This is a genomic window from Actinomadura sp. NPDC048032 (genome assembly GCF_040653175.1).
Classification (GTDB): domain Bacteria; phylum Actinomycetota; class Actinomycetes; order Streptosporangiales; family Streptosporangiaceae; genus Spirillospora; species Spirillospora verrucosospora.
The window spans coordinates 23,952-50,857 of sequence record NZ_JBEZJP010000003.1 but is presented as its reverse complement, the minus strand read 5'-3'; the positions used below and the strand labels follow the sequence as shown (position 1 = coordinate 50,857).

The following is a 26,906-nucleotide window of genomic DNA, read 5'->3' as shown; positions in this document are numbered from 1 at the left end:
GGTGGCGGAGGCGGCAGAAAGCCGTCCGGTATCTGGATCTGTTGGCGCTCGCGGTCGGGGCGCTTGGGTGGCGGTGCGTGAAGCTGTACGGGCGCGAGTTCCCCACGCCGCTGCTCTGGGTGTACGCGAGCGGGGTGGCGGAAGACGTGGGCGTGGTCGTGAGGGCGCGGGCCGTTGGCGGTGCGTGGGTCTACCAGGACGTCCAGCGAGGCCGGGTCCTCTTCCCGTGCGGGGACGCCAAGGCTGCCGGAGAGCGGGTCGATTCCGTGCTGAAAGGGCGGTTGTTCCCGGCTACGTGGTGAGGCGGTGGCGCAGGCGGCGGATGTTGCGTTGGATCAGGGTCTCGTGGAGGGCGGCCTCTGCCAGGGCGACCGCCGCTTCGGCGCCGGCCTGCGCGGTTTCCTCGGGGGTCGGCTGGAGCGTTGATTCCGAGGACGGGTCGGAGCGCAGGTCGTCGACGTCGCCGACGATGCGCGCGGGGGTGTCCTGGAGGGCGGCCAGGTCTTCCTCGGTCCACTTCGCCAGGCGGAGCAGCCAGTCAGGCGGGGGGACGACCTTTCCGCCGCGTTCGGCGCGTGCCTGAAAGCGGGCCGTGACCACCTGGCGGACCCAGTCGGCGTTCTGGCCGCTCCACGCTGTCTGCCGGATGGCCGCGTTCATCGAGGAGAGCACCAGCGTCTCCGGAGCCGTCAGGCCGGTGTGGGCGTGGGCGGCGGGCATGACGGGCGGTTCGGCGAACGCGGGGAGGCCGATCGCTTCGGCGAAGCGCTGCCAGAGGAGGTGCGGGGGCGTGCCGGGGGTGGTGACGATGCTGACACGGGTGGCTCCTGCGTCCGACCAGCGCTTGGCCAGGCCGCCGATGTCGAACGCGCGCCACAGGTGGGCGGACGGGTCGGCCTCGATGTGGTCCCGGCCCTTCTCGCGCTCGTTGGCGAGACCGGTCAGGTAGGTCTCGAAGCTCACCGTGCGGCCGTTGCGGATGTGCTGCTGCCACAGGGAGGGCAGCGAACGGTCGAGGCTCCGTGCTGTGACGACCACCTCCACGTCGCCGGCGCCCAGCGCGTCGAAAAGGCGGCGGATCGCGGGTGTTCGGATGACGGACAGGGCCTCGGCCGACAGGAGCACCGTGCCGGGTGTCGACTTCACGTCGTCCAGGAGTGTCTGCCAGGAGGTCGCCTCCTCGGAGGCGCGGTCGTGCGACACCCAGGGGAACTCCGCCCCCAGCAGGCCGTAGGTCGCCCATTCGTGGTTGGCGACCGTCCGCTTCCCCCGAGCCCAGTCGGGGCTGACGGGGTAGCGGACGCCCGCCTTGACGAGGGCGTCGGCGTTCGCCTGGAGCACCTGCTGCAGGAACGTCGTGCCCGACTTCTGCACGCCGATGTGAAGGATGATTCTCGCTGCCATCCGGGCCACTCCCCCCGCGACCTGTCGGTCACGAAGGGTAGTGGCCCGGACGGGTCAGGCGTGGGACGTGGTGATGGACTTGCCGAGGGCGCTGCCGCTGGTCCACTTGGAGAAGGGGAGCTGCCAGTAGCCCCAGCCGTTCGTCCACTGGAGGCTGCGCTTGGTGCCGGTGATGTTGACGATGTCGCCCCGGTAGGACCAGTGGAAGAACCACTGGGCGTCGCTGGAGGGCGAGCGGACGCAGCCGTGGCTGCAGTTGCGCCGGCCGAGGCAGGTCGGGTCGTCCATGTTCTGGTGGATGTACTCGCCGCTGTTGGAGATGCGGGTCGCCCACGGGACCTTCTCGTCGTACCAGCCCGGGTCGCCCTTCTTCTTGCCGGGCGGGCGCATGCGCTCCAGGCGGACGTGGTCCATGGTGAGGTGGACGCCGCTGGTGGTGAGCAGGTGGTCGACGCCGTCGCCCTGGACGTCGCCGCCGCTGCCGAGGCTCACGCCCCAGGTGCGGACGGTGCGGCCGTTCTTCTTCACGACGGCGCGGTGCGTCGTGGCGCTGATGTTGACGACGTGGGAGTCGCCGATCTTGAAGGTGCGGACCGTGTCACGGTCGCCGAAGACGTTGTCGCCGATCTTCAGGCCCGCGAAGTGGACCTTGACGGTGACGGTCTGGTTCGCCTTCCACGGGTGCTTCGGGCGGAAGACGACCGAGGGCAGCCCGTTGAAGGACTCGCCCGCGCTCAGCCAGCGCCAGGCGCCCTCGGTGGGCGTCGTCGAGGAGATCTCGATGGCGCGCTCGATGGCGGGCTTGGCCTTCTCCGGGACGGCCTTGTTGAACTGGACGAACACCGGCATGCCGGTGCCGACCGTCTCGTTCTGGCTGGGCACGACGTTGTTGACGCGGGTGGCCGCGGTCGAGCGGGTCGTGCGGAACGCGCTCGTCGCGGTGGTGGACTTGCCCTTGTCGGACGTCGCCGTGGCCGACACCTGGTAGCTGCCGCCGGGCTGGAGCGTCCACGTCGAGCGCCACTTGGTCTTGTCGGCGGACAGGGCGCCGGGAACGTCGACGCCCTTCAACTTCACCTTGACGTCGCCGAGCTTGCCGCCCGCGGCGGTCACGGTGACGCCCTGGTCGGGACGCGCCTTGCCGCTGCCGTCCGCCGGAGTGATCGTCAACTGGGGGGCGCCGTCGTCGCCCTTCGTGGTCGTCCCGCCGCCGCCGTCGCCGCCGCTGCTTCCACCGCACGCGGTCGCCAGGCCCAGGACGAGCGCCATCACCAACGCCTTACCTCGCACCGTTCTCCCTCAACAGCCCGCCGGTTCCCGCGCGATGCGGGGCCGGCAACAAGATCGGTTGCGGAACGGCCTTTATTCCGGCCCGCCCGGAGGCGGGACGGCCGGGTTCGGCGTCCGACTCACCTATAGACGTCCATGGTCTCGCAGAGGTTCGCATGCGGTGGCCACTTCGCATGATCTTTCTGGGGCCACGGCCCGGCGCGCGGCCGCGGAGACCGTCCCGTCGATCTTCTCTTCAAGAGTGCGGCGGCCCCGGTTAAAAGCGGCGATTTGTGCTCTGACCAGGTGCGATGCTGATCACCGGCCGCCAGCGACGGCCCCCGCAAGGTGCTTGTCTGTGAAGGGGACGCGCGATGAGAGCCCAGGGGCTGAGTTTCTCCGTCGACTCCGGCGCGGCCCCTCCGGAACTGCTTTCGGCGGGCGGCCGGCCGGTCGCCCCGCGAAGGACGCGGATGCTCGCCGGGCTGTTCCCGGTGAGCCTCGCCGTCCTGGACGGCTGCGCGACGGCGGTCGCCGTGTCCCTCACCGGGGGCGGCGACCTGCCGGGCCTCGCCGCGTTAACGGTCGTCGCGCTCAACGGCGCGGGCGGGCTGTACCGGGCGCGCCGCGCGCCGGCCCTGCTCTCCGACGCGCCGCCGCTCCTCCTCCGCACGCTGCTCGTCTGCGGGATCGCGGCGCTGCTGCGGGCGGACGCCTCGGCCTGGCTGTGGACGGCGGCCCTCTGCGGGACGGTCCAGCTCGGCGCGCGCGCGTGCGCGAACGCGATGGTCCGCACGTACCGGGCCCGGCGCTCCCGGGCCCGGTCCGCGCTGGTCGTCGGGACGGGCGGGACCTCCGCCCACGTGCTCGACGTCCTGCGCGAGCGCGCCGACCTCGGGCTCGCGGTGGCGGGGCAGGTGTCCGCGGGGGACCCGGAGGGGCCCCCGGGCGCGGCGCCCGTCCTCGGGGAGACCGCCGACCTGCCCGCGCTCGTCGAGGCGCACGGGATCGAGACGCTGGTCGTCGTGGCCGAGGACGTGCGGCCCGACCGCCTCGACGCGGTGCTGCGGACGTCGTTCGCGCTGCCCTGCGAGACGCTGCTCGTCCAGCCGCCCTCGGACGTCGTCCCGGTGCCGCCGGGGCGGCGCGAGTACCTCGCGGGGCTGCCGTGCGCGCGGATCGAGTGGGGGCTGCGCGCCCCGGCGGCCCGCCGCGCCAAACGAGTCCTCGACGTCGTCGTGGCGGTCCTGGTCCTCCTGCTCGCGCTGCCGGTGCTCGCGGCGTGCGCGGTCGCCGTCCGGTCCGAGGGCGGTCCCGGCGTGCTGTTCCGGCAGCGGCGGATCGGGCTCGGCGGCGAGGAGTTCGTCCTGCTGAAGTTCCGGACGCTGAAGCCCGCGGACGAGCGGGAGGCCGACACCCGCTGGACCGTCAAGGACGACGAGCGGATGGGGCGGGTCGGCCGGTTCCTGCGCGCCACGTCCCTGGACGAGCTCCCGCAGCTGTGGAACGTCATCCGCGGCGACATGAGCCTCGTCGGCCCGCGCCCGGAGCGGCCGCACTTCGTGGAGCAGTTCTCCCGGACCTGCCCCGGCTACGCGGCGCGGCACCGCGTCCCGGCCGGGATGACGGGCTGGGCGCAGATCCACGGGTTCCGGGGCGACACGTCCATCGAGCTGCGGGCGAGGCTCGACAACCACTACATCGACCACTGGTCGTTCACCGGCGACCTGAGGATCCTGCTGCTGACGGCGCGGGCGATGCTCTTCCGGGACCCCGCATGACGACCTACGCCGCCGCTCCGCTCCTCGCGAGGCCGCTGCCGAGGCGCCCGAGCCTGCTCGTCGCGGCGACCGTGGCGTGCGCCGGGATCCCGCCCGGCGCGCAGGCGCCCGGGGCCGGCACGCAGGTCACGGCCGGGGACGTCGCCAGCGCCGTGCTCGTGCTGGTCGCGGCCGGGATGCTCGCCACGGGCCGGGCGCGGCTGCCGCGCCGGGCGCTGCCGGCGTTCGGGCCGCTGGTCGCGGCGCTCGGGATCAGCACCGTGCACTCGGCCGACATCGGGACCAGCCTCGCCGGGTTCGTCCGCGACCTCCAGGTCTTCGTGCTGGTGCCGCTCGCCGTGGTCGTGCTCGTCCGGGACCGGCGCGACCTCGCCACCGTCTGCTGGGCGGTGCTCGGCCTCGGCCTCGCGGAGGCGGTGTACGGGATCTGGCAGGCGGTCACCGGGAACGGCGCGTCGATGGGCGGCCAGAACATCCGCGCGGTCGGGACGTTCGGCGCGCTCGACGTGATGGCCATGTCGGTCGTCGTCGGGTTCGCGTTCCTCGTGCTGACCGCGTTCGCGCTGACGGCGCCCCGGCACGGCGCCGCCGCCGTCCCGTCCGCGCTCGCCGGGATCGCCGTCATGGGCGCGGCGCTGGCGCTCGCGCTCAGCCGCGGGACGTGGATCGCGCTCGGCGCCGCCGCCGTGCTGACCCTGGTGCTGTTCGACCGGTGGACGGCCGTCAAGGTGCTGATCTGCTGCGGCGCGCTGATGCTCGTCCTGCTCGGCGCCGTGGGCGGCGGGTCCCAGGCCGTCGTGGAGCGCGCGAAGTCGACGGTGGGCTCGGTCAGCGACCCGGACCAGTCCGTGGACGACCGCTACAACCTGTGGGCGGCGGCCGTCCGGATCTGGGAGGACCACCCGGTCACCGGCGTCGGGGTGAAGAACTTCCCGGCCTACCGCGACACCTACGCGACGATCGAGCTGTCGTCCGGCAGCGAGACCGCCGACCCCGTCAACGGCTACGTGCGGCAGCCGCTGCTGTCGCCGCACAACGAGTACCTGCTTTTCCTGTCCGAGCAGGGGGCGGTGGGCCTCGCGGGGTTCGCCGCGCTGCTCGCCGCGATCGCCGCCGGGCTGTGGAGGCGCCGCGACGCCCGCGACCCGTTCTGGCTGGCGAGCGTCGCGCTCCTGGCCTTCCTGCTGATCAACTTCCTGTACGCGGACCTGGGCGGGCCCACGTGCGCGCTCGTCGGCGTCGTCCTCGGCCTCACGGCGGCCCGCGCGTTCGGAGCGGCCGGCGCCTCCCCGGTCATGACGTCCCCTTCCGGGAGGGCGCCGTGACCGGGCGCGGCGGGCGGCCTCCCGGAGGTTCCGTGGGACGGGCCGCGATGGTGTCGGGAGTGCTCATCGCGGCGGGCACCGGGCTGGGGTTCCTGCGCGACCTCGTCATGGCGGACCTGTTCGGCGCCAGCGGCAGCACGGACGCGTTCCTCGTCGCCTGGACGATCCCCGAGACCGTCTCGCCGCTGCTGATCGAGGACGCCATGGCGCTGCTCATGGTCCCCGTCGTCACGCGGCTCCTCGCGCGCGGGGACGGCCTGCGCCCCCTCGTCGGCACGGCCCTGCCGCGCATGGTGCTCGGCCTGTCGGTCGTCACCGGTGCGCTCGCGGTCGCGGCGCCCACCGTGGTGGACGTCCTCGCGCCCGGCCTCGCCGAGCAGGGCCCGGCCGTCCAGTGCGTCCGGCTGACCGCGGTCACCGTCGTCACGTTCGGCGTCGCGGGCTTCATGAGCGCGACGCTGCGCGCCCACCACCGGTTCGGGCCGCCGGCCGCCATCTACCTCGCCTACAACGTCGGCATCCTCGCGCTGATCGCGGGCCTGTCCGGCGCCGCCGGCGTCACCAGCGCGGCGGTCGGGGTCGCCTGCGGCAGCTTCCTGATGGTCGCGGTGCAGCTCCCGGCGTTCCTGCGCTGCCTGCGGGACGCGCCCGCGGAACCGGACGCGGCGCCGTCCGGGAGCGTGGACGTGCGGCTCGGCCTGGCGGCCATCGCCCCCATCGTCGTCTACACGGTCACGCGGCAGTCGCAGGTGTTCGTGGAACGGTTCATCGGGGCCGGGCTGGCCGCCGGGTCGATCTCGCACCTGAACTACGCGCAGAAGGTCGCGCAGGTGCCGATGGTGCTGTCGCTGCTGATCGTGACGGTGACGTTCCCGAGGCTCGCCCGCGCGTCGGCGGACGGGGACACCGCGCAGGTCGCCCGCCGCATCCGGCAGGACCTCGCCGTCGCGAGCGCGACGGTGCTGGCCGCGACCGCGTTCCTGGTCGCGTTCGCGCCGGTCGTCATCGGGGTCCTGTTCGAGCACGGCGAGTTCACGTCCGCCGACACCGCGAGCACCGCGGCCATCCTGCGCGTGTACGCGCTCGGCCTGTGGGGGCAGATGGCGGTCGGCCTCGCCGCCCGCGCGTTCTTCGCGCAGAAGAGGCCGACCTGGCGCCCGGCGGCCGTGCTCGCCGCGGGGCTGGCCGTCACGGCGGCGATCGGCGGCGCGTTCGCCGCGTCCGCCGGGACGCTCGCGCTGGCCGCCGCGAACGCCGCCGGCATCACCCTCGCCGCCGTCCTGATGCTCGCCGGGCTGCGCCGCGGCGTCGCGCCCGTCCCGCTGCGCCGGATCGCCGCGGACGTGGCGCGGCTCGTGCTCGCCGCCGCGGGGGCCTGCGCGGCGGGGACGCTCGCCGCCGGGGCCCTGGACGCGCCGCCGGTCGTCCGCCTGGCGGCCGGCGGGCTCGCGGTCGCCGCCGTCTTCGCCGTCCTCGCCGTCCTGGCGGGACCCGACCTCGTCGCTCCATGGATCGCTTCACGGCCGCTCGGTGGGCGCCACCGGCGCGGCCGCACCGAATCGGGGGACACCAGTGAGCAAGCCGACAGAACCGAGTCACCTGACCGAACCGGCCCAGCTCCCGGCACGGACGGCCGAGGGCGTCCGGCACGCGCCGCCGGTGCTGATGTACCACTCGGTCGACCACTTCGATGAGGACCCGCACCTGGTGACGGTGTCGCCGGCGCGGTTCGGGCGGCAGATGGCCTGGATGCGGGCGCGCGGCCTGCGCGGCGTCGGCATGCGCGAGCTGCTGGACGCGCACGCCGCCGGACGGGCCCGCGGCCTGGTCGGGCTCACCTTCGACGACGGGTACGCCGACTTCGCGACCCGGGCCGTCCCGGCGCTGGTGCGGTACGGGTTCGGCGCGACGGTGTTCGTCGTGTCCGGGCGCATCGGCACCTACAACGCGTGGGACGACGGTCCGCGCAAACCGCTCATGACGGCCGAGCAGATCCGTGCCGTGGCCGACGTCGGGATGGAGGTCGCCTCGCACGGCCGCCACCACGTCTCGCTCCCCGAGACGGACGACACCGAGCTCCGCGAGGAGCTGGAGGAGAGCCGCGCCGTCCTGGAGGACCTCGTCGAGGCCCCGGTCACCGGCTTCGCCTACCCGTACGGGCACGCCACCGCCCGCGAGGTCGAGGCCGTGCGCGCCGCCGGCTACGACTACGCGTGCGACATCCGGCCCGAGGAGCCGGGACGGCACGCGCTGCCCCGCACCTATGTCGGCGACCGGGACGGCCCGCTGCGGCTGCGCGTCAAGCTCGTCCGCCACGAGCTGCGCCGGAGGAGCCGCGTGTGACCCGGGTCCTGCACGTCATCACCGGCCTCGACCACGGCGGCGCCGAACGCCAGCTCGCGCTGCTGCTGCGCCACCTGCCGGTGTCCTGCGAGGTCGCGACCCTCACCCGGGCCGGAGCCCTCGGCGCGGAGATCCGCCGCTCGGGCGTGCCCGTCCACGAGATCGGGATGCGCGGCAACCGGGACCTCGGGGCGCTGCCCCGGCTGGCCCGGCTGATCCGCCGGGGGCGGTACGACGTCGTCCACACCCATCTCTACCGGGCGTGCGTGTACGGCCGGATCGCCGCGCGCATGGCCGGGGCGCCCCGCGTCATCGCCACCGAGCACTCGCTCGGCGAAGGCCACATCGAGGGGCGGGCCACGACGCGCGGCGTCCGGGCCCTGTACCGGGCGACCGAGCGGCTCGGATCCGCCACCGTCGCGGTGTCGCCCGCCGTCGCCGACCGGCTCCGCGCCTGGGGCGTGCGCCCCGGCCGGATCGTCGTGATCCCGAACGGCGTCGACGCCGCCGCGTTCGCGTTCGACCCGGCCCGCCGGGCCGCGACGCGCCGCCGCCTCGGGATCGGCCCGGACGAGCCCGTCGTCGGCGGCGTCGGGCGGCTCGTCCCGACCAAGCGGTTCGACCTGCTGGTCGAGGCGGTCGCGCGGCTGGACGGCGTCCGGCTGCTGCTCGTCGGCGCGGGCCCGGCGCGGGAGGCGCTCGCCCGGCTCGCGCGCGAGCGCGGCGCCGCCGGCCGCGTGGTCTTCGCCGGGGCCACCTCCGACGTCGCGGGCGCCCTCGCCGCCATGGACGTGCTCGCCGCGCCGTCCGTCCAGGAGACGTTCGGGCTCGGCGTCCTGGAGGGGCTGGCCGCCGGGCTGCCCGTCCGCTACACCGCCTGCCCCGCCCTCGACCACCTCCCGCCCGGCGACGCCCCGGACGCCCGCCGCCTGCCCTCCGACGCCGGGGTCTGGAGCGCCGAACTCGGGCGCGTCCTGCGCGAACCCCGCGACCGGACGCGGGTGGCGCCGGCCGTCGCCCGCTACGCCGTCGCCGAGCGGGCCGCCGAGCTCGCCCGGCTCTACCGCCCCGACCCGTTCGCCGGCGGGGCCGAACCGATACGAGAAAGGGCTCATGATGCAGCGACGTGACGCCAGGAGGAGGCCGCCGAGACCGCCGAGGACGGTGCGCCGGGCCGGCCGGTTCGGCCCGGCCGCCCGGCGCCTGCGCGGGCTGGTCACCGCGACGGCGCGGCGCTTCGGCCTGCCCATCGCGTTCGTGCTCGCCGGGTTCCTCGGCGGGCTCGGCTACGCCGTGTTCGCGCCCACCACCTACACCGCGACGGCGTACGTCCTGGTCGTGGACGCCGGGAAGGGCCAGTCCGGCCCGGCGGCGGTCAGCTTCGCGCAGGCGTTCGGGCGGCTCGCGCCGCTCCCGGAGACCCTCGCCTACTCCTCGCTCCCGCTGCCGGACGGGGAGAGCGGCTCCACCCGCGAGCACATCCAGGCGTCCACCTCGCCGGACACGCCCCTGATCAAGCTCGCGGGCAGCGGCCGGACGGCCCGCGACGCCGCCGCGTACGCCAACGCCGCCGCGGACGCGCTCGTCCGGTACGGGACGTCCCACCGCTCCGACACCGGCGTCCGCGTCGCGCTGATGACGCTCGCCGAACCGCCCGCCGAGCCGTCGTCGCCGAACCTGCCGCTCGGCCTCGCCGTCGGCACCGCGTCGGGGATCCTGCTCGCCGGGCTCGCGGCCGCCGTCATGAGCGGCCGGCGCGGGCGGGCCGGGCGCCGGGAGCGGGGCCACGTCCCGTCGGCGGCGGGAGCGGGCGCCCTCGAAGAGAAGATCGCCGGTCCCGTCCCCACCGGACGGGTGGAGGTGGGCTCGTGACCGTGACCGCGCCCTCCCTGCTGACCGCGCCGCCCGGCGCCTCCACCGAGTGGTCGGCCGAGGTGCACCGGGACGAGCAGGCCCTCATCGCCCTGGCCGACGACCTGCGCGACCTCTACGAGCGCAGCCCGGCCGCGACGCCCTTCCAGTCCTACGAGTGGATCAAGTCGTGGTGGGGCTGGTACGGGACGCGCGGGCGGCTCCGCCTCGCCACCGTCCGGCGCCGCGGCAGGCTCGTCGCGGCGGCGCCGCTGGCGTCGGGCGTGCGGCACGGGTTCCCGGTGCTCGTCCCGATCGCCGCGGACCAGAGCGACTTCACCGACGTCCTGCTCGACCCGGTCCACGCCGACGGCGCCGTCCGGCACCTCGCCCGGGCCCTGCTGGACGAACGCGGATGGTGCGCGCTCGACCTGCGCGAGGTGCGTCCCGGCTCGGCGGCGCACCTGGTGGCGGCGCAGTGGCCGCGCGGGACGTGGCGGACGCCGTCCTCGGTGTGCCTCGAACTGCCCGCCGGCGGCGGAGACCCCGGGACCGGCGCCGGGATCGACGCCGTCCTGGACCGGCTCCCGCGCCGCACCGCCGGGAAGATGCGCGCCAAGCTCCGCAAGATCGACGTGCGCGGCATCACGGCCGAGAGCGTCCCGGCGGACCAGGTCCCCGACGCCGTGCACGCGCTGCTCGACCTGCACGCCCGGCAGTGGCGCGGCCGACCGATCAACCCCGAGCACACCCGCGGGCGGTTCCGCCGCCACCTCGCCGAGGCGGCCGCCGGGATGGTCCGCGACGGGCGCGCCGCCGTCCTGCAGTACCGGTGGGACGGCCGGCTGGTCGCCAGCGACCTCGTCCTGATCGGGCACCGCCACGTCGGCGCCTACCTCTACGGGGCGCTGCCGGACCTGCGGTCCCGCGTGGACGTCTCGCTGATGATGCTGCGCGAGGACCTCGCCCTCGCCCGGGACCGGCGCCGCCAGGGCGTCAGCCTGCTGCGCGGGGACGAGCCGTACAAGCTGAAGTGGCGGCCGGCGGCCGTCCGGAACGAGCGGATCATCCTCGGGCGGACCGCGCCGGCCGCCGCCTACGCCGGCCTCGCCCGGACCCGCGCGTACCTGGCGGAGCGGCGGCGCGGGGGGCCGGGAGCGCACGCCGGCCCGTCCGGGAGCGCGTCCCCGCTGCTCCATGACTGACCCGCGGGACGACACCCCGCTGCGGATCCTGCACGTCAGCCAGCCGAACGCGGGCGGGGTCGCCGTCTACGTCGGGCAGGCGGCGGGCGACCAGCGGCGGCGCGGCTGGGAGGTGGCGGTCGCCTGCCCGCCGGGCGGCGACCTGCCCGAGCGGTGCATGGCGGCGGGCGTGCCCTGGCTCAGGTGGGACGCCGGGCGCGCCCCCGGCCCCCGCACCCTGCTGGAGGCGCTCGGCCTCCGCCGCCTGGTGAAGGGCTTCGCCCCGGACGTCGTCCACCTGCACTCCTCGAAGGCGGGCCTGGCCGGGCGGCTGCTGGGCCGCCCGGCCGGCACGCCCACGATCTTCCAGCCGCACGGCTGGTCGTGGCTCGCCGCCACCGGGCGGACCGACACCCTCAGCCGCCTGTGGGAACGCGCCGGCGCCCGGTGGAGCGACGCCCTGGTCTGCGTCGGGATCGGCGAGCTGCGCGAGGGCGAGCGCGCGGGCGTGCGCGGGCCGTACCGGCTCGTCCGCAACGGCGTCGACCGGCGCCGGTTCGCGCCCGCCGACGCCGCCGCGCGCCTCGCCGCCCGCACCCGTCTCGGCCTGGAGGCCGCCGTGCCGCTCGCGGTGTGCATCGGGCGGCTGACCCGGCAGAAGGGGCAGGACGTCCTGGTCGCGGCCTGGCCGGGCGTCACCGCGCGCTGCCCGTCCGCCCAGCTCGCCATCGTCGGGGACGGCGAGGACCTGGACCGGCTGCGCCGCGAGCGCGTGGCCGGGGTCCGGTTCGTCCCGGCCGTGGAGGACCCGCGCGACTGGCTCTCGGCGTCCAACCTCATCGTGCTGCCGTCCCGGTGGGAGGGGCTGCCGCTGACCGCGCTGGAGGCCCTCGCCACCGGGCGCCCCCTCGTGGGGACGGACATCCCGGGCATCACCGAGGTCGTCCGCCCGGGGCTGGGCGCGCTGGTGCCCGTCGAGGACCCCGCCGCGCTCGCCGAGGAGATGGCCGGGCGGCTGCTGTTCCCCGGGATCGCCGAGCGGGAGGGGCGCGCGGCGGTCGCCGCGTCCGCCGCCTATGACATCGGCCGGACGGCGGCGCTCCTCGCGGCCGTCACCCGCGACGTCGCCGGGCTCGGGGAGACCCCCGCGGAGGCCCTGGCGGACGCGCGGGCGGTGGCGGGCGGCCCCGACCACGGCGGCCTCGGCGTCACCGGTTTCGGCGGCCTGGGCGGCTTCGAGGGCGCCTTGACCGACGGCTTGGCGGAGGGCGGCGCGGGCGGGGCCGGCGCGGAGGGCGCCGGAACGGCCGATGCCGGGGCGGCCGGCGCGGACTTGGCGGGTGCGGATGTGGCCGGTGCGGTCGCGGCAGGCGGGGAGGCGGCCGGTGCGGAGGCGGCGGGCGTCGGGGTGAACGGGCCCTTGCCCGGGGGCGGCGGGGCGGTCACTCCGCCGAACAGCTCCCGGTAGGCGGCGGAGGAGCGGGGGTTCCCGCCGCCGCACGACCAGACCCCGTGCGGGCAGTAGTCCGTGATCGACTGGTAGACGACGTCGTGCGACATGATCCAGTCGTGCATTCCCCTTACATACGCGGGATTGTCGGAATTGCGAAACAGGCCCCACTCGGGAAACGAGAGGGGCTTGCCGTGCGCGGTCGCGAACTCCGCCTGCTCGCGCAACCCGTAGGGCTCGTCGACGAAATCCTGGAATGACTTTCCCTCGGGTTGGTCATAACTGTCGGAACCGATGATGTCGACGACGTCGTCACCCGGATAGCAGTCCGTCCACGGGATCGCGTCCGGGCCCCGCGTCGGCGCGAAATCGAAACGGAAGTGCGCGCCCGGCACCGCGCGCATGGTGCCCACGATCCTGCGCCAATAGGCCTTCCACGCGGTCGGATCCGGGGCGCACCGTCCCGCGTAGACCTCGCCGTTCATCTCCCAGCCGAGGACGATGACCGCGTCGCCGACGCCCAGGGAGACGAGCCGTTCGGCGAGCGTCCGGTAGTGGTCGTCGAACGTGCCGCGCATGCCGCCGCGCAGCAGCGAGGCCAGCACCGGAACCGGGATCCCCGCCTCGTTCGGCGCCATCATCGGGACGTTGAGCACGAGCATGCGCCGCTGGTCGGCGGCCTTCCAGTGCGCCCAGGCGGCCAGCATCGCCCGCGGCCCCTCGATCGCCTCCCAGTCGTCGCCCGGCAGGTAGGTGCGCCCGACCGTCACGGTCGAGCCGAGCCAGCGCTCGAAGCGGGCCACCCGGGCCACGCCCTCCGGGCCCGAACCCAGAAACGCCCCCAATGGCACGTGTGCCGCCCATCGGTGAATCGCCCTCGGCTGCTGCCACGTCACCAGTGCCGACGCCATGAGGGCGAACAACACCACGGAAGCGGCCAGAATAGGAGGGAGCGGACACCAGAAAGGCGACCTTTTTCGCCGGGGTTCGAACGGCCGTCCCGTCGAATGGATATCCGCAGCTCGCATGCGTATCGTATGCCCAAGGGAGCCCGTCGCGAAAAAGTCGGCGGGGCGGAAAATGTGAAAATTTACCGTGGGGAAGGGATGCCGGTGCGCCGCGATACGAGGGAATGGGCCTGAGGGGATGTTCTTCGACAGCCGGCCGCGGGCCGTCCAGCCCCGCAACGCGCGCCTCGACCCGGGCCTTCCCGTCCTGCTGCTGCGCACCGACCGCAACCTGTTCCACCACGGCACGCTGGCGGTGATCCGCAGCCTCGGCCGCGCCGGGGTCCCCGTGCACGCCCTCCTCGAAGGGCGCGGCAACCCCGCGTCCCGCTCCCGCTACCTGTTCCGCGGGCACCCCTGGGGGCCGCCCGCCGAACGCCCGGACGAACTGCTGGCCCACCTGCGGACCGTCGGCGAGCGGATCGGCCGCCCCGCCCTGCTCGTCCCGATGGACGACGCGGGAGCGATCTTCGTCGCCGAGCACGCGGACGGCCTGCGCCCCCACTTCGTCTTCCCCCGCCAGGACCCCGGCGTCCCCCGCGGCGTCGCCGACAAGGCCCGGCTGCTGGAGGCGTGCCACCGGCACGGCGTCCCCTGCCCGCCGAGCCTCACGCCCGAGTCGGCCGCCGACGTCGACGAGGCCGCCGCCGCGCTCGGCCTGCCGCTGATCGCCAAGTGGGCGCGGCCGTGGCGGATGCGCCCCGGGATGCGCAGCACCACGCTGGTGCCCACGCTCGGCGAGCTGCACCGGCTGTTCGCCGCCACCCGCGAGCGCGACCCGCACGGCGGCGCGGGCCCGCTCATCCTGCAGCGGCGCATCCCGCCCGCGGGCGGCGACTGGTTCTTCCAGGGCTACTTCGACGACGACGGCGACTGCCTGTTCGGCGGGACCGGCCGCAAGCACCTCGCGCACCCGCCCCAGGCCGGGCACACGGTCGCGGGGGAGTGGGTCGCCAGCCCCGAGCTCGAACGCCACGCGGTCCGGATCGTCCGGCTGCTCGGCTGCCGCGGCCTCGTCGACCTCGACTTCCGGTTCGACGCGGGCGCCGGCGTCCACCACCTGCTGGACTTCAACCCCCGCATCGGGGCGCAGTTCCGGCTGTTCACCGACCGCGACGGCCTCGACCTCGCGCGGGTCCTGCACCTGCACCAGTCGGGCCGGCCCGTTCCCGCCGCGCGGCCGGCGCCGGGCCGCCACCTGCTCGTGGAGAACCACTACCTCGCGCGGTCGGCCCGGCGCCCGCGCCACGGAACGCCCCCGGGTCCCGGAACACCGCGGCTTCCGCGGCTGCGCCCGCTGCGGGAGACCCTCCGCCCGCTGCGGGAGGCCGACGAGTTCGCCTGGTACGCGGGCGACGACCTGCCGCCCTTCCTCGCCATGGGGCGGCGCAGCGCGCTCCGCGCGGTCGAACGGCTCCGCACCAGGTAACACCACGCACACACGGGGGGAATCGAACATGAGCGACTCGGCCAGCGACGTCGTCATCGCCGGCGCCGGGCCCTACGGCCTGTCGACCGCGGCCTACCTGCAGAACCTCGGGCTGGACGTCCGGGTCATCGGCGAGCCGATGCGGTTCTGGGACGCGAACATGCCGCTCGGCATGTACCTCAAGTCCGAGCCGTTCGCCTCCAACCTCGGGGCGCCGCAGGCGGGCCTGCGGTTCACCGACCGCCATCCGGGCTGGCGGATCGGGCAGCCGATCCCGCTGGAGACGTTCGTCGAGTACGGGCGCTGGTTCGCCGCCGAAGCCGTCCCGGGCACCGAGGACGCGCAGGTCGTGAAGATCGAGCAGGGCGTCGCGGGCGGCTACCTCGTCACGCTGTCGTCGGGCGAGGCGATCGCGGCGCGCGCGGTCGTCGTCGCGGTCGGCGTCGGGCCGTTCGCGCACATCCCGGAGCAGCTGACGGGCATGCCGTCCTGGCTCGTCTCGCACAGCAGCGCCCACAGCGACCTCGGCCTGTTCGCGGGCAAGGAGGTCGCGGTCGTCGGCGCCGGGCAGTCCGCGCTGGAGACGGCGGTGCTGCTGGCCGACGCGGGGGCGCGGCCGCACCTGATCGCCCGGCGGCGCGTCCTCGACTGGAACACCGTCCCGGAGGAGCGCCGGTCGCCGCGCACCCTCCTGCGGGAGGGCCCGAGATCCGGGCTCGGCACCGGCTACCGGACGTGGCTGTGGGCGGAGCGGCCCGGGCTCGTCCGGTACCTGCCGGAGCGGACCCGGCGGCGGATCGTCCGCGAGACGCTCCCGCCGGCGGGCTCCTGGTGGCTGCGCGACCGGCTGGACGAGCGGATCCGCGTCTCGACGGGGCGCCTGCTCGCCAAGGCCGTGGAGCAGGACGACGGCGTCGCCCTCACCACCACCGACCACGAGGGGCGCCGCCTCGTCACGGAGGTCGAGCACGTCATCGCCGCGACCGGGTTCGTCCCCGACGTCGAGCGGCTCAGCCTGCTCGCGCCCGAGCTGCGCGACCGGATCACCACCCGGCTCGGGGCGCCGGTGCTCAGCCGCGACTTCGAGGCGTCCACGTCCGGCCTCTACTTCGCCGGGCTCGCCGCCGCCCCCACCTTCGGGCCGGTCATGCGGTTCGTGCACGGCGCCGACTTCGCCGCCCGGCGGATCGCGCGCCACATCGTCCGGCGGACGCCGCGCGTGCGGGTGCCGGCGAGCCGGCCGTCGGCCTTCCTGGAGCCGGGAACCTCCTCCCAGAGGTGAAGAATCCTCCTCCGAGCCGGCGGTGCGCCCCAGGGCGCCCGCCGGCTCCCGGCTCTCCAGGACCGGCGAACCGTCACCCCCAGGGCGGCCGGGCCCGGCGGCGCGCGCGCTCGGCCCTGGCGACGGCCACGGACCACTGAAGTCGCGAGTAGAGCGTCCACGCGCCGCACCGGCCGCGCGCGGGCGCCGGGTCATGAGCGGTGGAAACGGCGGAGAGCATGATCAGGTCGGCGTCGGCGCGGGTGACGAACCGGCGGGTCTCGCGCCGGGGGCGCTGGGAGCGCGCGGGCAGCAGGCGCGCCATCGCGGACGAGGGATCGATCATCGCAGGCTCCTCGCTGGACGGCCGGTTGTGACCGCCCGCTCACTGAATGTAGCGCACCGATACCGTCCGCCATGCTTCTCCCGGACGCCAGGCATGGGGGCGGCGCCTGACGGTCCCGCAAGGGCACCGAGGCTCCGGAGAAAGCCATGCGTCTCGACAAAAAGAAAGAGCCTGGCAAAAAGGGCGACAGGTACCGGGAAACCGGCCGAGATAAAAGCCAGATTAATGCCACGGTAAATGATGGGGAGACACGGCGGGAGACCGGCCAATGGCTCCTTGATCGGCGTTGCGGCGGTGCTACGTTCATGCCGTCCGGAACGACCGGGACCCGAAAACGACCTGGCCACGGCCATGGCGACGAGAGGAAGCGGCTGTGCACACCGAACCGATCCAGCGCGGGGCGAAGCGCCCGCAGGGTCGGCCGCGGCACGCCCTCCTCTCCGTTCTGGTCCGCCTGGTCGCCGTCGCGGGCTTCGCGTTCGCGGGATGGCTCACGCTTTCCGCGCTGACCCACTCCGCCTTCGCCGCCGAGCGGGCCGCACGCCCCGCCGCCGCCCCGGACGACCACGGTCTCCTCGACCAGACCCCGCGCGTCGCCAACCTGGACGGCGCGGCCGCCATCCGCCACCTCACCGCCGACCACGACTCCCAGGCCCGCAGGGGCCAGGAGGGTCAGGCCCGGCACGAGGGTCAGCCCCGCCACCACGGCGGCCACGCCGCCCACGGCGGCCAGGCCCGTCAAGGCGGGCTGGTCCGCGGCGGCGAGCAGGGGGCATCTCTCTCCGAGGCCGTTTCGGACTCCGCTCCCGGCGTTGGCCGTGGCTCTGGCCTCGGCTCTGTTTCCGGGGCCGTCCCGGGCGGTGTGCGGGAGATCGGAGAGCACCCCGTCCGGTACCTGCGGGCACGGCAGCAGGATGTGCTCGACGGCAAGGACCGGGCCGTCCGCCAGGTGCGTGACGTGGCCGACGAGGCCGGGGTGCCGGGCGTGCGCGTGTCCGACCTCCTTCAGGAGCGTCCTGTCATCGGGGGGCTCGTCCACCGGGTGACGGACCAGCAGCCGCTGCTGCAGGACGGCGCACCGGCCGGCGCCCAGCAGGAGCCGAAGGCGCAGCGCGGCGTCGACCGGGCTCGCGACGAGGCGGCGCCCGCCGCCGCGTCGCACGCCAGGCCCGCGGCCGTCCCGGTCGCGGCGAGCGCGGGCGAGCCGGCGTACGAGAGCGCCGAGCCCTGCACGGGCTGCCGCGGCGACCACCGCACTCCCTCGCCCGGTCCCGCGCTGCCGTCCGGCCAGGACGCCCCGCGCGGCGGCGGCTCGGCGGGCGGGCACCCGTTCGCCCCGTTCGCCGACCTGCTGAACCGGCAGTACCCGGCGGCGCCGTCCGCCGCCGACCCGGGCACCTTCCGCCGTACGGCGCTGCGCGACGTCGCCGCGCCCGGCGGCCCCTCCGTCGTCCCCGACTAGAAACCCCCGCCCGGCCGCGAACGGCCGGCCCACGGCGGCCGCGTGCGACGCACGCCGCGCGCCCTCACCTCGATCTTTCCCGGAAACGCAACGGCCGCGCCTGGCCGCTGCCAGTCCTGCGCCCACCCGGACGGTGCCGCGCAGCGATCACCACCGATCACCACCGATTCGCAAAGAACCGACAGGAGCAACACATCATGCGTATCTGGTCCAGGAACACCGGCCGCGCCGCTCTGGTGGCCGCGAGCGCCCTCGCCGTCGGAGCCGCCTTCGCCACCGCGGTCCCGGCCAGCGCCGACGAGTCGTTCGGCGGCGGCCACGGCGGCCGCGGCGGGGTCGACATGACCAGCGCCGGCAACTTCGGCCTGCTGAACGGCACCCAGGTGTTCGCGCCGATCAGCATCCCCGTCAACGTCTGCGGCAACGCCATCGCGGTCGCCGGCCTCTCGCGGGCCCAGTGCAAGGGCGGCGCGTCCGTCAAGAGCAACCACCGGCAGGCCGACTCGGGCTACCGGACGGCCGGCGACTGGGGCGGCGGCGGCTGGGGCGGCCACGAGGGCGGCCGCGGCGGGGTCGACATGACCAGCGCGGGCAACTTCGGGCTGCTGAACGGCACCCAGGTGTTCGCGCCGATCAGCATCCCGGTCGACGTCTGCGGCAACGCCGTCGGCATCCTCGGCGCGGCGCAGGCCGCGTGCAAGGGCGGCGCGTCCGTCAAGCGGCACGGCGACCCCAAGGTGAAGATGACGAGCGCCGGCAACTTCGGCGCCGCGAACGGCACCCAGGCCTACATCCCGATCAAGGCCCCGATCAACGCGTGCGGCAACGCCGTCTCGCTGCTCGGCCTCGCCGAGGCGCAGTGCAAGGGCGGGGCGACCGTCGAGGAGGGCCACGGCCACAAGGAACTGCCGCCCACCCTGCGGACGCCCAAGAAGAAGAAGCCGTACAAGCCGTCCAAGCACCGTCCGGCCGCCAAGCACAAGAAGCTGCCCTCGACGATGCGCTCGGAAGGCCAGCGCATCGCGAACACCGCGCCGAAGACCGCCCCGAACTACCGCCGCGCGGACGCCCTGCCCGCCGTCAAAGGGTTCGTGGACGGGCTCAGGCGCACGGTGAAGGTGCCCGGCGTGGACGTCAAGCCCGGCCAGATCGGCCCGAAGGTGCCCGCGGGCAAGGACACGCCCGTCACCCTCGGTTCTCCGATCCTGCGCTGAGCACGTGTCGGCCTGGATGACGATCCGCGGCCGATGAACAGCGGAGAAGGGGCGGCAGACGTGCCGCCCCTTCCCATGCCAGCAGAGTCCCGAGCTATGGAGAGGGAGCCATGCTCGACCGAAAGTCCCTGTTCGCGGCGGCTCTCGCCGCGTGCTGCGCGGTGCCCGTCCTCGGCGCCGTGACCGGGGCGCGGGCCGCCGGAACGGCGGCCGCCGCTCCGGCGGCGGCCACCGCCGCCCGGCCCCGGACCGGCGCGATGATCGCCCAGATCCGGATCAGGCGGATGGGCCTGAAGATGGGCGTCCGGCAGGGCGTCACCGAGGCCGTGCTGCGGCGCGGCGTCGGGCACTACCCGGGGACGGCGCTCCCCGGGCGGGAGGGCAACGCCGTCCTGCTCGGGCACCGGACGACCTGGCGCGCCCCGTTCTTCCAGCTCGACCGGCTGCGGCGCGGCGACCGGATCGTCCTGCGGGTGGGCCGCCGGTCCTACGTCTACCGGGTGCGGACCAGGCGCGTCGTCGACCCGCGGGACCGGCGGGCGCTGGAGCCGGTCCCGTTCAAGCGGGCCAGCGCGCCCCACGGCAGGTACCTCACGCTCGTCACCTGCACGCCCAAGGGCTCGGACCGGCGCCGCCTCGTCGTCGTAAGCAGGATGGACTCCGGGCGCTGACCCGCGCCCCCGCGGCGGGACGCTGGGACGGCGCGTGCGGCTCGCGCCGCTCAGCGCCCGCCGTAGAGGGCGATCAGCCCGTCGTAGTCGCCCTTGCCGAGCGTGGCGGGCCCGTTGTCGCAGGACGCGAGGGACGGCGTCATCGTGAGCATGCGGTGCTCGGCGCCCTCCACGTGGGAGAGGCCGAAGACGTGGCCCGCCTCGTGCGCCGCGACCGCCTCGGCGGAGTAGCTCCCGGACGGGCACGTCCCGCCGGTCCACCACCGCTTGCCCCGCGCCTGCACGGCCATGTCCGTCTCGACCGTCGTCGGGCCGGAGAACCACGTGCAGGTCGCCGCGAGGACGGGCGCCTCGGCGCTCGGCATGGCCAGCCAGCCGAACGTGTTGACCCGGTCCCGGGTCCCGCAGGCGGCCGAGCTCGTCACGTTCGGGGGCCTGCTGCTCTGGCCCGCGTAGCTCTCGGTCACGTCCGGCGAAGGCGTGAAGCGCCCCGTGCTCGTGCAGTCGGTGCGGGCCTCGGGGACGGCGGCCACGCCTCTGGCGATCGGATCCCTCGGCAGCCCGGCCGTGCCGGCGTAGTAGTTCCACCGGACGGCGGTGCCCTTCGGCCACTTGCTGGGCTGGGGACGGTACGCGCCGTCCTGGCACGCCTGCGCCGGCGCCCGGAACTGGCGCGGCCTGCCCTGCGGCACCCGGTCGCCGTGCGTCCCGATCGTGATCTCACCCGCCCGGGAGTTCACCCCGATGTGCAGCTCGGCGGCCCCGTCGGTGCGCAGCGCGTACGCGATCAGGGAGGTCCCGTCGGCCGGGACGGTCGCCGTGAGGCCGTTCGCGCCGCGCACCGTCCGGCCGCGCAGGTCGCAGTCGGCGATCTTGATCTTCTGCGGCATCGCGCGGGCGGTGAGCGTCCCGCCGGGCTTGCACCAGCTGGGCGGGCGCCGGACCGCGGCGGTCCCGGCGTCCGTGAACGCCGTGCACGCCAGGGCGGCCGCAACCGCCGCCGCCGTGGCCGCCACCGCGGCCGCCCGTGGGGCCGCGAGTGAGGCCGGCTCCGCCGTCGACCGCCGGCCCGCCCGAGAAAAGTCGCGCATATCGGTTCTCCGATGTGTGGGAACGTCCCTCGCAGTCTTCGCGCGGAGCGGGGCCGGGAAAACCGCGCCCGGATAAAATGATCACCATCTTGACAAAGGTGCCATTCGCCAATGAGTTGCTTGTGGGTTTATGTCGGAAAAGGTGTGATGGAGACCGCGGGGTGCTCGCTGTAAATATGTGGTAAATCGTTCCCTATAGTTCTGCAAACGCGTTTATAGCGACCGTGTCCGGAAAAGCAGCAGGTAACGCGGCAACTCGGGATCAACTGAACACCGCTACCGATAGGCGGGCTCCACCTCCCCCCGGCCCCCCGCCGTCCGGAAGCGTTCACGGAAGCGGAGGTGCTCAACGTGCAGACGCAGACACAGGTGCGGGAGCTCATGGGGATGAGCGTGACCGACACCCATGGGACGAAGGTCGGCACGGTCAAGCAGGTCTACCTCAACGACGACTCCGGTTCCCCGGAGTGGGTGACCGTGCACACCGGCTGGTTCGGAATGCGTGAGAGCTTCGTACCGCTGTCCGGGGCCCGCAAGGCCGAGGACGCCCTGCAGGTCCCCTACGACAAGGAGACCATCAAGGGAGCCCCGAACGTCGACGCCGACGAGCACCTGTCGCATGCGCAGATCGTGGACCTGTACAGGCACTACGGAGTGCGTCCCCCGGGCGGCCGCCGCACGGGCGGGGAGACGGACACGGGCACTTCCGAGAAGACGGCCGAGAGCGCGGGAACGGCGGGAACGACCGGCACCACCGAGCCGGGCGAGGCCGCCGGCACGCGGGGCGCCGCCGAGACCGCGGGCACCACCGGAACGGCCGGAACCACCGAGGCCGCCGGGACGACGGGGACCGCGGGGACCACGGGCGCCGCGGGAATGGCCGTCCACCCCGAGCGCGGCAAGCGCGGCTCGGCGGGCGAGCGGGCCGGCGGGCGGGCCATGCCGCCCCAGTCTGCGCGCGAGGGCGCCGAGGCGCCGATGACCGAGATCACCCGGTCGGAGGAGCAGCTGCGCATCGGCACCGAGCGGCACGAGGCGGGCCGCGTCCGGGTGCGCAAGTGGATCGAGACCGAGACGGTCGAGCAGACGATCCCGGTCTCGCACGAGGAGATCCGGATCGACCGCGAGCCCATCGCCGGCGGCCGCCCGGACCCGGAGGTGACGATCTCCGAGGCGGACCAGGAGATCATCCTCTACGAGGAGCGCCCGGTCATCTCCAAGGAGACCGTGCCGGTCGAGCGCGTCCGGCTCCGCACCGAGCAGGTGCAGGACGAGCAGACCGTCCGCGGCGAGCTCCGCAAGGAGCGCATCGAGGTCACGCGCGACGACGGCGCCCGCGGCCCCCGTCCCGAGGGGCGCGGGGAGGGCGGCGAGCCCTCGGCGTGAACGCCTTCCGCGTGACCTGACACCGACCACCCCGGATGGCGGAGCGTCCCGCCGGTCGATACTCACCCGCCGGCCGGCGGGGCACCCGCTCCGGCGCTTCGCGGCGGCCGGTCTCCGCACCGGCGCCTGCTGGCCAGGTGTGGCCGACGAGGCCGGAGTTGCGGCATGTTCCGGCGGATGCGCGCGTCCCGGAAGCACGGCGGCCGGACGGGTGGGGCCTGTGTGCCCTCCACCTGTCCGGCCTGCTTTGTTCGGTCCATGATTCAACGTGTGAACTTAGTTCCCGTCAAGCCCTCTTCCATGTTTTCCACAAGGCCGCGGCCGGGCCGGTGAAGATCCGTTGACAGCCGCCCGGCGGCGGGGGAGGTTCCAGATGACGTCGCCGGCGCAGGGGTCACGGCCGTCCGGGCGAGCCGTGACCCCGGCGTCCGGCCGTGCGCGGTCCGCCGGGCCGCGCGGCGTCCTTCGGAGCGACCCAGGAGGGACGAGTTGCCACACTCCCGCAGACGTGCCGTCGCCACCCGGATCGGGCGATCACTGGTCGCGCTCGCGACCGTCGCCGCCCTTCCGTCGGCCCTCGCGGCGCGGCCCGCCACGGCCGACGCCCCCCGGCAGGCCCCGTACCTGAACCCGCGGCTGCCCGCGGCGGACCGGGTGAAGGACCTGCTCGGCCGCATGACCCTGGAAGAGAAGGTCGGCCAGATGGCGCAGGCCGAGCGCGGCGCGATCGACGGCGACCGCGACCAGATCACGAAGCTGGCCCTCGGGTCGGTGCTGTCCGGCGGCGGATCGACGCCCGCCGGCAACACCCCCGCGGGCTGGGCGGACATGGTCGACGCCTACCAGTCCAAGGCCCTGGCGACCCGCCTGAGGATCCCGCTCCTGTACGGGGTCGACTCGGTGCACGGCCACAACAACCTCGTCGGCGCCACCGTCTTCCCGCACAACATCGCGATGGGCGCGACCCGCGACCCCGGCCTCGTCCGCCGGGAGGAGCAGATCACGGCCGTCGAGACGAAGGCGACCGGCCCGCAGTGGGTGTTCGCGCCCTGCGTCTGCGTCACCCGCGACCTGCGGTGGGGGCGCGCCTACGAGAGCTTCGGCGAGGACCCGCGCCTCGTGATCCAGATGGAGACCGGCTTGGAGGGCTTCGAGGGACGGCGCGAGAGCGACCTCGCCACGAACCGCCACGTCCTGGCGACGGCCAAGCACTTCGCCGGCGACGGCGACACGGTGTTCGGCTCCTCCACCAGCGGCACGTACACCATCGACCAGGGCGTCACCGTCACCGACCGGAAGCACTTCGAGGCGGTCGACCTCGCGCCCTACGTCGTGGCGGTCAGGAAGTACGGCGTCGGCAGCATCATGCCCTCGTTCTCCAGCGTGGACTGGAAGGAGGACGGCGTCGGCGACCCGCTCAAGATGAGCGCGCACAAGGAGCTGCTGACCGACGTCCTGAAGAAGAAGATCGGGTTCGACGGCTTCCTCATCAGCGACTGGGAGGCCATCCACCAGATCCCGGGCGACTACGCCACGCAGGTCCGCACGTCCGTGAACGCCGGCATGGACATGTTCATGGAGCCCTACAGCACGCCGCAGTTCGTCCAGACGCTGCTGGCGGAGGTGCGGGCGGGCCGCGTGCCGGCGTCGCGGATCGACGACGCGGTGAGCCGCATCCTGAAGGCGAAGTTCGAGCTCGGCCTGTTCGAGCACCCGTACACCGACCGCTCCAACGCCGGGACGATCGGGTCGCCCGAGCATCGCGCGGTCGCCCGTGAGGCCGTCGCCAAGTCGCAGGTCCTGCTGAAGAACTCCGGGAACGCGCTGCCGCTGCGCAAGGACCGGCGCATCTACGTGGCCGGGGCCAACGCCGACGACATCGGCAACCAGGCCGGCGGCTGGACGGTCACGTGGCAGGGCTCGTCCGGCCCCATCATCCCGGGCACGACGATCCTGGACGGCATCAGGCAGAACTCGTCCCATGTCACCTACAGCCGGGACGCGTCGGCGCCGACCGCCGGCAGCGACGTCGGGATCGTGGTGGTCGGCGAGAAGCCGTACGCGGAGGGCGTCGGCGACGTCGGCAACGGCCACACGCTGAACCTGTCCGACGCCGACCGGGCCGCGGTCGACAAGGTCTGCTCCGCGATCAGAACCTGCGTCGTCCTGGACGTCGCGGGGCGCCCGCAGATCGTCACCGACCAGCTGGCGAAGACGGACGCGTTCGTCATGTCCTGGCTGCCCGGCAGCGAGGGCGCGGGCGTCGCGGACGTCCTGTTCGGCAGGCGCCCGTTCACCGGCAGGCTCCCGGTGACCTGGCCGCGCAGCGAGGCCCAGGAGCCGATCAACGTCGGCGACCGCGACTACCGGCCCCTGTTCCCCTACGGATACGGCCTGAGGACCCGCGTCCGACCCTGACCGGCGTCCGGCGGCGGGGCCGGTCGCCTTCGGGCGGCCGGCCCCGCCGGTCATGGCCCCGCAGGTCATCGGCCCGCCCGCCCAAAGCCCGGTTTATCCCGCTTCCGATGGGTGAGGCTGCCTCCAGCGCCCGACGGGCGGCGCACGCTGCTGGATCGGCACAAGGGGAGACCGGGTGGAACGGGAGCCGCGGACGGCGTTCGTCCTCGGAGGCGGGGGCGTGCTCGGCGCGCACGAGGTCGGCATGCTCCGGGCGCTGCGGGAGACCGGCGTCCGCCCCGACCTCGTCGTCGGAACCTCGATCGGCGCGCTCAACGGCGTGTTCGTCGCGGCCGGGCCGGACGCGGCGGTCGAGCGGCTCACCAGCCTGTGGTCGGACGAGTCCGTCCGCGACGTGTTCGGCTCGCCCGTCCTCGCCCGGCTGTGGAGGCTCGCCCGGTCCGGCACGCACCTGCACTCCAACGAGCCGCTGCGCCGCATGCTGGACGAGCTGCTCCCCGTGCCGTCGTTCGAGGACCTGGAGGTCCCGTTCCAGTGCGTCGCCGCCGGGATCGAGACCGCGATGGCGCACTGGTTCACCGAGGGCCCGCTGATCCCGGCCGTGCTCGCGTCGTCGGCCGCGCCGGGGCTGCTGCCGCCCGTCCGGGTGGGGGAGCGGCACTACTACGACGGCGGCCTCGTCCACAGCATCCCGGTCAGCCGGGCCGTGATGCTCGGCGCCACCGACATCTACGTCCTGCACGTCGGCCGGATCGAGCGGGACCTCGCGCCCCCGCGCTGGCCCTGGGAGGTCGGCCTCGTCGCGTTCGAGATCGCGCGCCGGCACCGGTTCTTCGAGGAGATGGCGAACCTCCCGGAGGGCCTGACGGTCCACGTCCTGCCCGCCGGGGCCAGGCCGCAGAAGGCGGGAGTCGACCTCACCCAGGTCCGCTACAGGAACGCGTCCGGAATCCAGGCTCACATCGAACGCGCCTATCAGGCATCTTTGAATTACCTGAAAGAGCGAGCGTGAGATGCTGCCACCCCGATTCGTGCGCCGCCTGGTGTGCACGCCACTGCTGTTCGTCCTGACCCTTCTGGTCGTGGTGCTGTTCCCGGTCGCCTTCGTGGTGACGTCCCTGGCCGGGCGCGAGCGCAAGCGGGCCCAGCGCCTGCTCTGGTTCAGCCTCACGTGGGGGACGCGGGAGACGGCGGCCGTCCTGGAGTGCGGGTGGCTGTGGCTCCGGCGCCGCACCCACGACGACCGGCACTACGACATCATCCGCCGCTATGTCGGCGCCCTCTACGCGTCCGCGCAGCGGCGGCTCGGCCTGCGCGTCGAGGTGGACGGCACCTGGGACGGCGCTGCTGACGGCCCTGGGGACGGCTCGGCCGCCGACCGGCCCCTGATCGTGCTCAGCCGGCACGCCGGGCCGGGCGACGCGCTCCTGATCGTCCACCACCTGCTGTCCGAGTACCGGCGCCGCCCCCGGGTGGTCATGAAGGCGCTGCTCCAGCTCGACCCCTGCATCGACATCGCCGCCAACCGGATCCCGAACGTGTTCGTCACCCCGGGCGGCGCCGCGGACGCCGTCGGCGAGCTCGCCGAGGGACTCGGCCCCGGCGAGGCGCTGCTGATCTTCCCCGAGGGCGGCAACTTCTCCCCGGAGCGCCGCCGCCGCGCGATCCGCCGGCTGGCCCGGATGCGCCGCGCGGACGAGGCGGCCCGCGCCGCCGCGATGCGCAACGTGATGCCGCCGCGGCCCGGCGGCGTGCTGGCCGCGCTCGACTCCGCCCCGTCCGCCGACGTGGTGTTCGTCGCGCACTGCGGGCTCGACCACATGGCCACGGCCGGGGACGTCTGGCGGCGCGTGCCGCTGACCGTTCCCGTCCGGGCCCGCTGGTGGCGCGTGCCCGCCGAGGACGTTCCCGGCGACCGCGACGCCCGCGTCAGCTGGCTCTACGAGAACTGGGAGCGCGCGGACGCGTGGATCAGTGCGCAGCGGGCGCCCGCGCCGAAGTGACATCATGGACG

22 protein-coding genes and 1 pseudogene are annotated in these 26,906 nt (G+C 74.6%); 18 read left to right on the top strand and 5 right to left on the bottom strand.

Going from position 1 to position 26,906, the window contains the following annotated elements; all coding sequences use genetic code 11:
* Positions 1 to 291: 291 nt before the first annotated feature.
* Both AB0C69_RS01085 and AB0C69_RS01080 read right to left on the bottom strand, forming a co-directional pair.
* Positions 292 to 1,404, bottom strand: a complete 1,113-nt coding sequence (locus AB0C69_RS01085; RefSeq protein WP_360348117.1) for a hypothetical protein — start codon at positions 1,402 to 1,404, stop codon at positions 292 to 294.
* 54 nt (positions 1,405 to 1,458) lie between these two features.
* A complete protein-coding gene (locus AB0C69_RS01080) occupies positions 1,459 to 2,673 on the bottom strand; it encodes an Ig-like domain-containing protein (RefSeq protein WP_360348114.1) in 1,215 nt (404 codons plus the stop codon).
* A gap of 374 nt (positions 2,674 to 3,047) precedes the next feature.
* Here AB0C69_RS01080 and AB0C69_RS01075 point away from each other — a divergent pair, with 374 nt between their 5' ends.
* Genes AB0C69_RS01075 through AB0C69_RS01040 form a run of 8 tightly spaced genes read left to right on the top strand, consistent with a single transcriptional unit; the run spans position 3,048 to position 12,625 of the window.
* Positions 3,048 to 4,454: an exopolysaccharide biosynthesis polyprenyl glycosylphosphotransferase gene (locus tag AB0C69_RS01075; RefSeq protein WP_360348111.1), complete on the top strand. Its 1,407-nt coding sequence runs from the start codon at positions 3,048 to 3,050 to the stop codon at positions 4,452 to 4,454.
* Positions 4,451 to 5,779, top strand: coding sequence for an O-antigen ligase family protein (locus AB0C69_RS01070; protein ID WP_360348108.1), 1,329 nt, complete (start codon positions 4,451 to 4,453; stop codon positions 5,777 to 5,779). Before AB0C69_RS01075 ends, AB0C69_RS01070 begins: the two co-directional genes overlap by 4 nt.
* Before the next feature lie 32 nt (positions 5,780 to 5,811).
* The gene (locus AB0C69_RS01065; protein WP_360348105.1) at positions 5,812 to 7,473 is read left to right on the top strand and encodes a lipid II flippase MurJ; all 1,662 of its coding nucleotides are present in this window, start codon (positions 5,812 to 5,814) and stop codon (positions 7,471 to 7,473) included.
* Positions 7,445 to 8,122, top strand: coding sequence for a polysaccharide deacetylase family protein (locus AB0C69_RS01060; protein WP_345178176.1), 678 nt, complete (start codon positions 7,445 to 7,447; stop codon positions 8,120 to 8,122). The genes AB0C69_RS01065 and AB0C69_RS01060 overlap by 29 nt, the downstream gene beginning before the upstream one ends.
* On the top strand, positions 8,119 to 9,252 hold the full coding sequence (locus tag AB0C69_RS01055; RefSeq protein ID WP_345177978.1) for a glycosyltransferase: 1,134 nt from the start codon (positions 8,119 to 8,121) through the stop codon (positions 9,250 to 9,252). Before AB0C69_RS01060 ends, AB0C69_RS01055 begins: the two co-directional genes overlap by 4 nt.
* A complete protein-coding gene (locus tag AB0C69_RS01050; RefSeq protein ID WP_345177981.1) occupies positions 9,236 to 9,994 on the top strand; it encodes a Wzz/FepE/Etk N-terminal domain-containing protein in 759 nt (252 codons plus the stop codon). The genes AB0C69_RS01055 and AB0C69_RS01050 overlap by 17 nt, the downstream gene beginning before the upstream one ends.
* Positions 9,991 to 11,178 (top strand): GNAT family N-acetyltransferase, encoded by a 1,188-nt coding sequence (locus tag AB0C69_RS01045; protein ID WP_345177982.1) that lies wholly within the window; start codon positions 9,991 to 9,993, stop codon positions 11,176 to 11,178. The genes AB0C69_RS01050 and AB0C69_RS01045 overlap by 4 nt, the downstream gene beginning before the upstream one ends.
* Positions 11,171 to 12,625, top strand: a complete 1,455-nt coding sequence (locus tag AB0C69_RS01040; RefSeq protein WP_360348100.1) for a glycosyltransferase — start codon at positions 11,171 to 11,173, stop codon at positions 12,623 to 12,625. The genes AB0C69_RS01045 and AB0C69_RS01040 overlap by 8 nt, the downstream gene beginning before the upstream one ends.
* A gap of 239 nt (positions 12,626 to 12,864) precedes the next feature.
* Here AB0C69_RS01040 and AB0C69_RS01035 read toward each other — a convergent pair.
* A pseudogene (locus AB0C69_RS01035) lies at positions 12,865 to 13,092 on the bottom strand (glycosyl hydrolase); the annotation flags it as partial.
* Between the two features lie 91 nt (positions 13,093 to 13,183).
* Between AB0C69_RS01035 and AB0C69_RS01030 the strand changes: the two are divergent.
* The 3 genes from AB0C69_RS01030 to AB0C69_RS01020 all read left to right on the top strand — a co-directional run bounded on the left by AB0C69_RS01030 (position 13,184) and on the right by AB0C69_RS01020 (position 16,325).
* Positions 13,184 to 13,360 (top strand): hypothetical protein, encoded by a 177-nt coding sequence (locus AB0C69_RS01030; protein WP_345177985.1) that lies wholly within the window; start codon positions 13,184 to 13,186, stop codon positions 13,358 to 13,360.
* 393 nt (positions 13,361 to 13,753) lie between these two features.
* On the top strand, positions 13,754 to 15,043 hold the full coding sequence (locus AB0C69_RS01025; protein WP_360348097.1) for an ATP-grasp domain-containing protein: 1,290 nt from the start codon (positions 13,754 to 13,756) through the stop codon (positions 15,041 to 15,043).
* Positions 15,044 to 15,071: 28 nt separating this feature from the next.
* On the top strand, positions 15,072 to 16,325 hold the full coding sequence (locus tag AB0C69_RS01020) for an NAD(P)-binding domain-containing protein (RefSeq protein WP_360348094.1): 1,254 nt from the start codon (positions 15,072 to 15,074) through the stop codon (positions 16,323 to 16,325).
* A gap of 73 nt (positions 16,326 to 16,398) precedes the next feature.
* Here the strand turns inward: AB0C69_RS01020 and AB0C69_RS01015 are convergent, their stop codons facing one another.
* On the bottom strand, positions 16,399 to 16,650 hold the full coding sequence (locus AB0C69_RS01015) for a hypothetical protein (RefSeq protein WP_345177991.1): 252 nt from the start codon (positions 16,648 to 16,650) through the stop codon (positions 16,399 to 16,401).
* 373 nt (positions 16,651 to 17,023) lie between these two features.
* Between AB0C69_RS01015 and AB0C69_RS01010 the strand changes: the two genes are divergently transcribed.
* The 3 genes from AB0C69_RS01010 (at position 17,024) to AB0C69_RS01000 (ending at position 19,997) form a co-directional block, all read left to right on the top strand.
* Positions 17,024 to 18,112, top strand: a complete 1,089-nt coding sequence (locus AB0C69_RS01010) for a hypothetical protein (RefSeq protein ID WP_360348091.1) — start codon at positions 17,024 to 17,026, stop codon at positions 18,110 to 18,112.
* Positions 18,113 to 18,309: 197 nt separating this feature from the next.
* Positions 18,310 to 19,326, top strand: a complete 1,017-nt coding sequence (locus tag AB0C69_RS01005; protein WP_360348088.1) for a chaplin family protein — start codon at positions 18,310 to 18,312, stop codon at positions 19,324 to 19,326.
* Between the two features lie 110 nt (positions 19,327 to 19,436).
* A complete protein-coding gene (locus AB0C69_RS01000; protein ID WP_360348085.1) occupies positions 19,437 to 19,997 on the top strand; it encodes a class E sortase in 561 nt (186 codons plus the stop codon).
* A 50-nt stretch (positions 19,998 to 20,047) separates the two neighbouring features.
* On the opposite strand, the gene AB0C69_RS00995 is transcribed toward AB0C69_RS01000, so the two are convergent.
* The gene (locus AB0C69_RS00995) at positions 20,048 to 21,013 is read right to left on the bottom strand and encodes a matrixin family metalloprotease (RefSeq protein WP_360348082.1); all 966 of its coding nucleotides are present in this window, start codon (positions 21,011 to 21,013) and stop codon (positions 20,048 to 20,050) included.
* A 426-nt stretch (positions 21,014 to 21,439) separates the two neighbouring features.
* Between AB0C69_RS00995 and AB0C69_RS00990 the strand changes: the two genes are divergently transcribed.
* The 4 genes from AB0C69_RS00990 to AB0C69_RS00975 all read left to right on the top strand — a co-directional run bounded on the left by AB0C69_RS00990 (position 21,440) and on the right by AB0C69_RS00975 (position 26,895).
* Positions 21,440 to 22,474, top strand: coding sequence for a PRC and DUF2382 domain-containing protein (locus AB0C69_RS00990; RefSeq protein ID WP_360348079.1), 1,035 nt, complete (start codon positions 21,440 to 21,442; stop codon positions 22,472 to 22,474).
* Between the two features lie 489 nt (positions 22,475 to 22,963).
* Complete coding sequence (locus AB0C69_RS00985) at positions 22,964 to 24,892, top strand: glycoside hydrolase family 3 N-terminal domain-containing protein (protein ID WP_360348076.1); 1,929 nt, start codon at positions 22,964 to 22,966, stop codon at positions 24,890 to 24,892.
* A 175-nt stretch (positions 24,893 to 25,067) separates the two neighbouring features.
* A complete protein-coding gene (locus tag AB0C69_RS00980) occupies positions 25,068 to 25,904 on the top strand; it encodes a patatin-like phospholipase family protein (RefSeq protein ID WP_360348073.1) in 837 nt (278 codons plus the stop codon).
* A 1-nt stretch (position 25,905) separates the two neighbouring features.
* Entirely contained in the window at positions 25,906 to 26,895 is a 990-nt protein-coding gene (locus tag AB0C69_RS00975; RefSeq protein WP_360348070.1) for a 1-acyl-sn-glycerol-3-phosphate acyltransferase, read from the top strand.
* Positions 26,896 to 26,906: the final 11 nt, after the last annotated feature.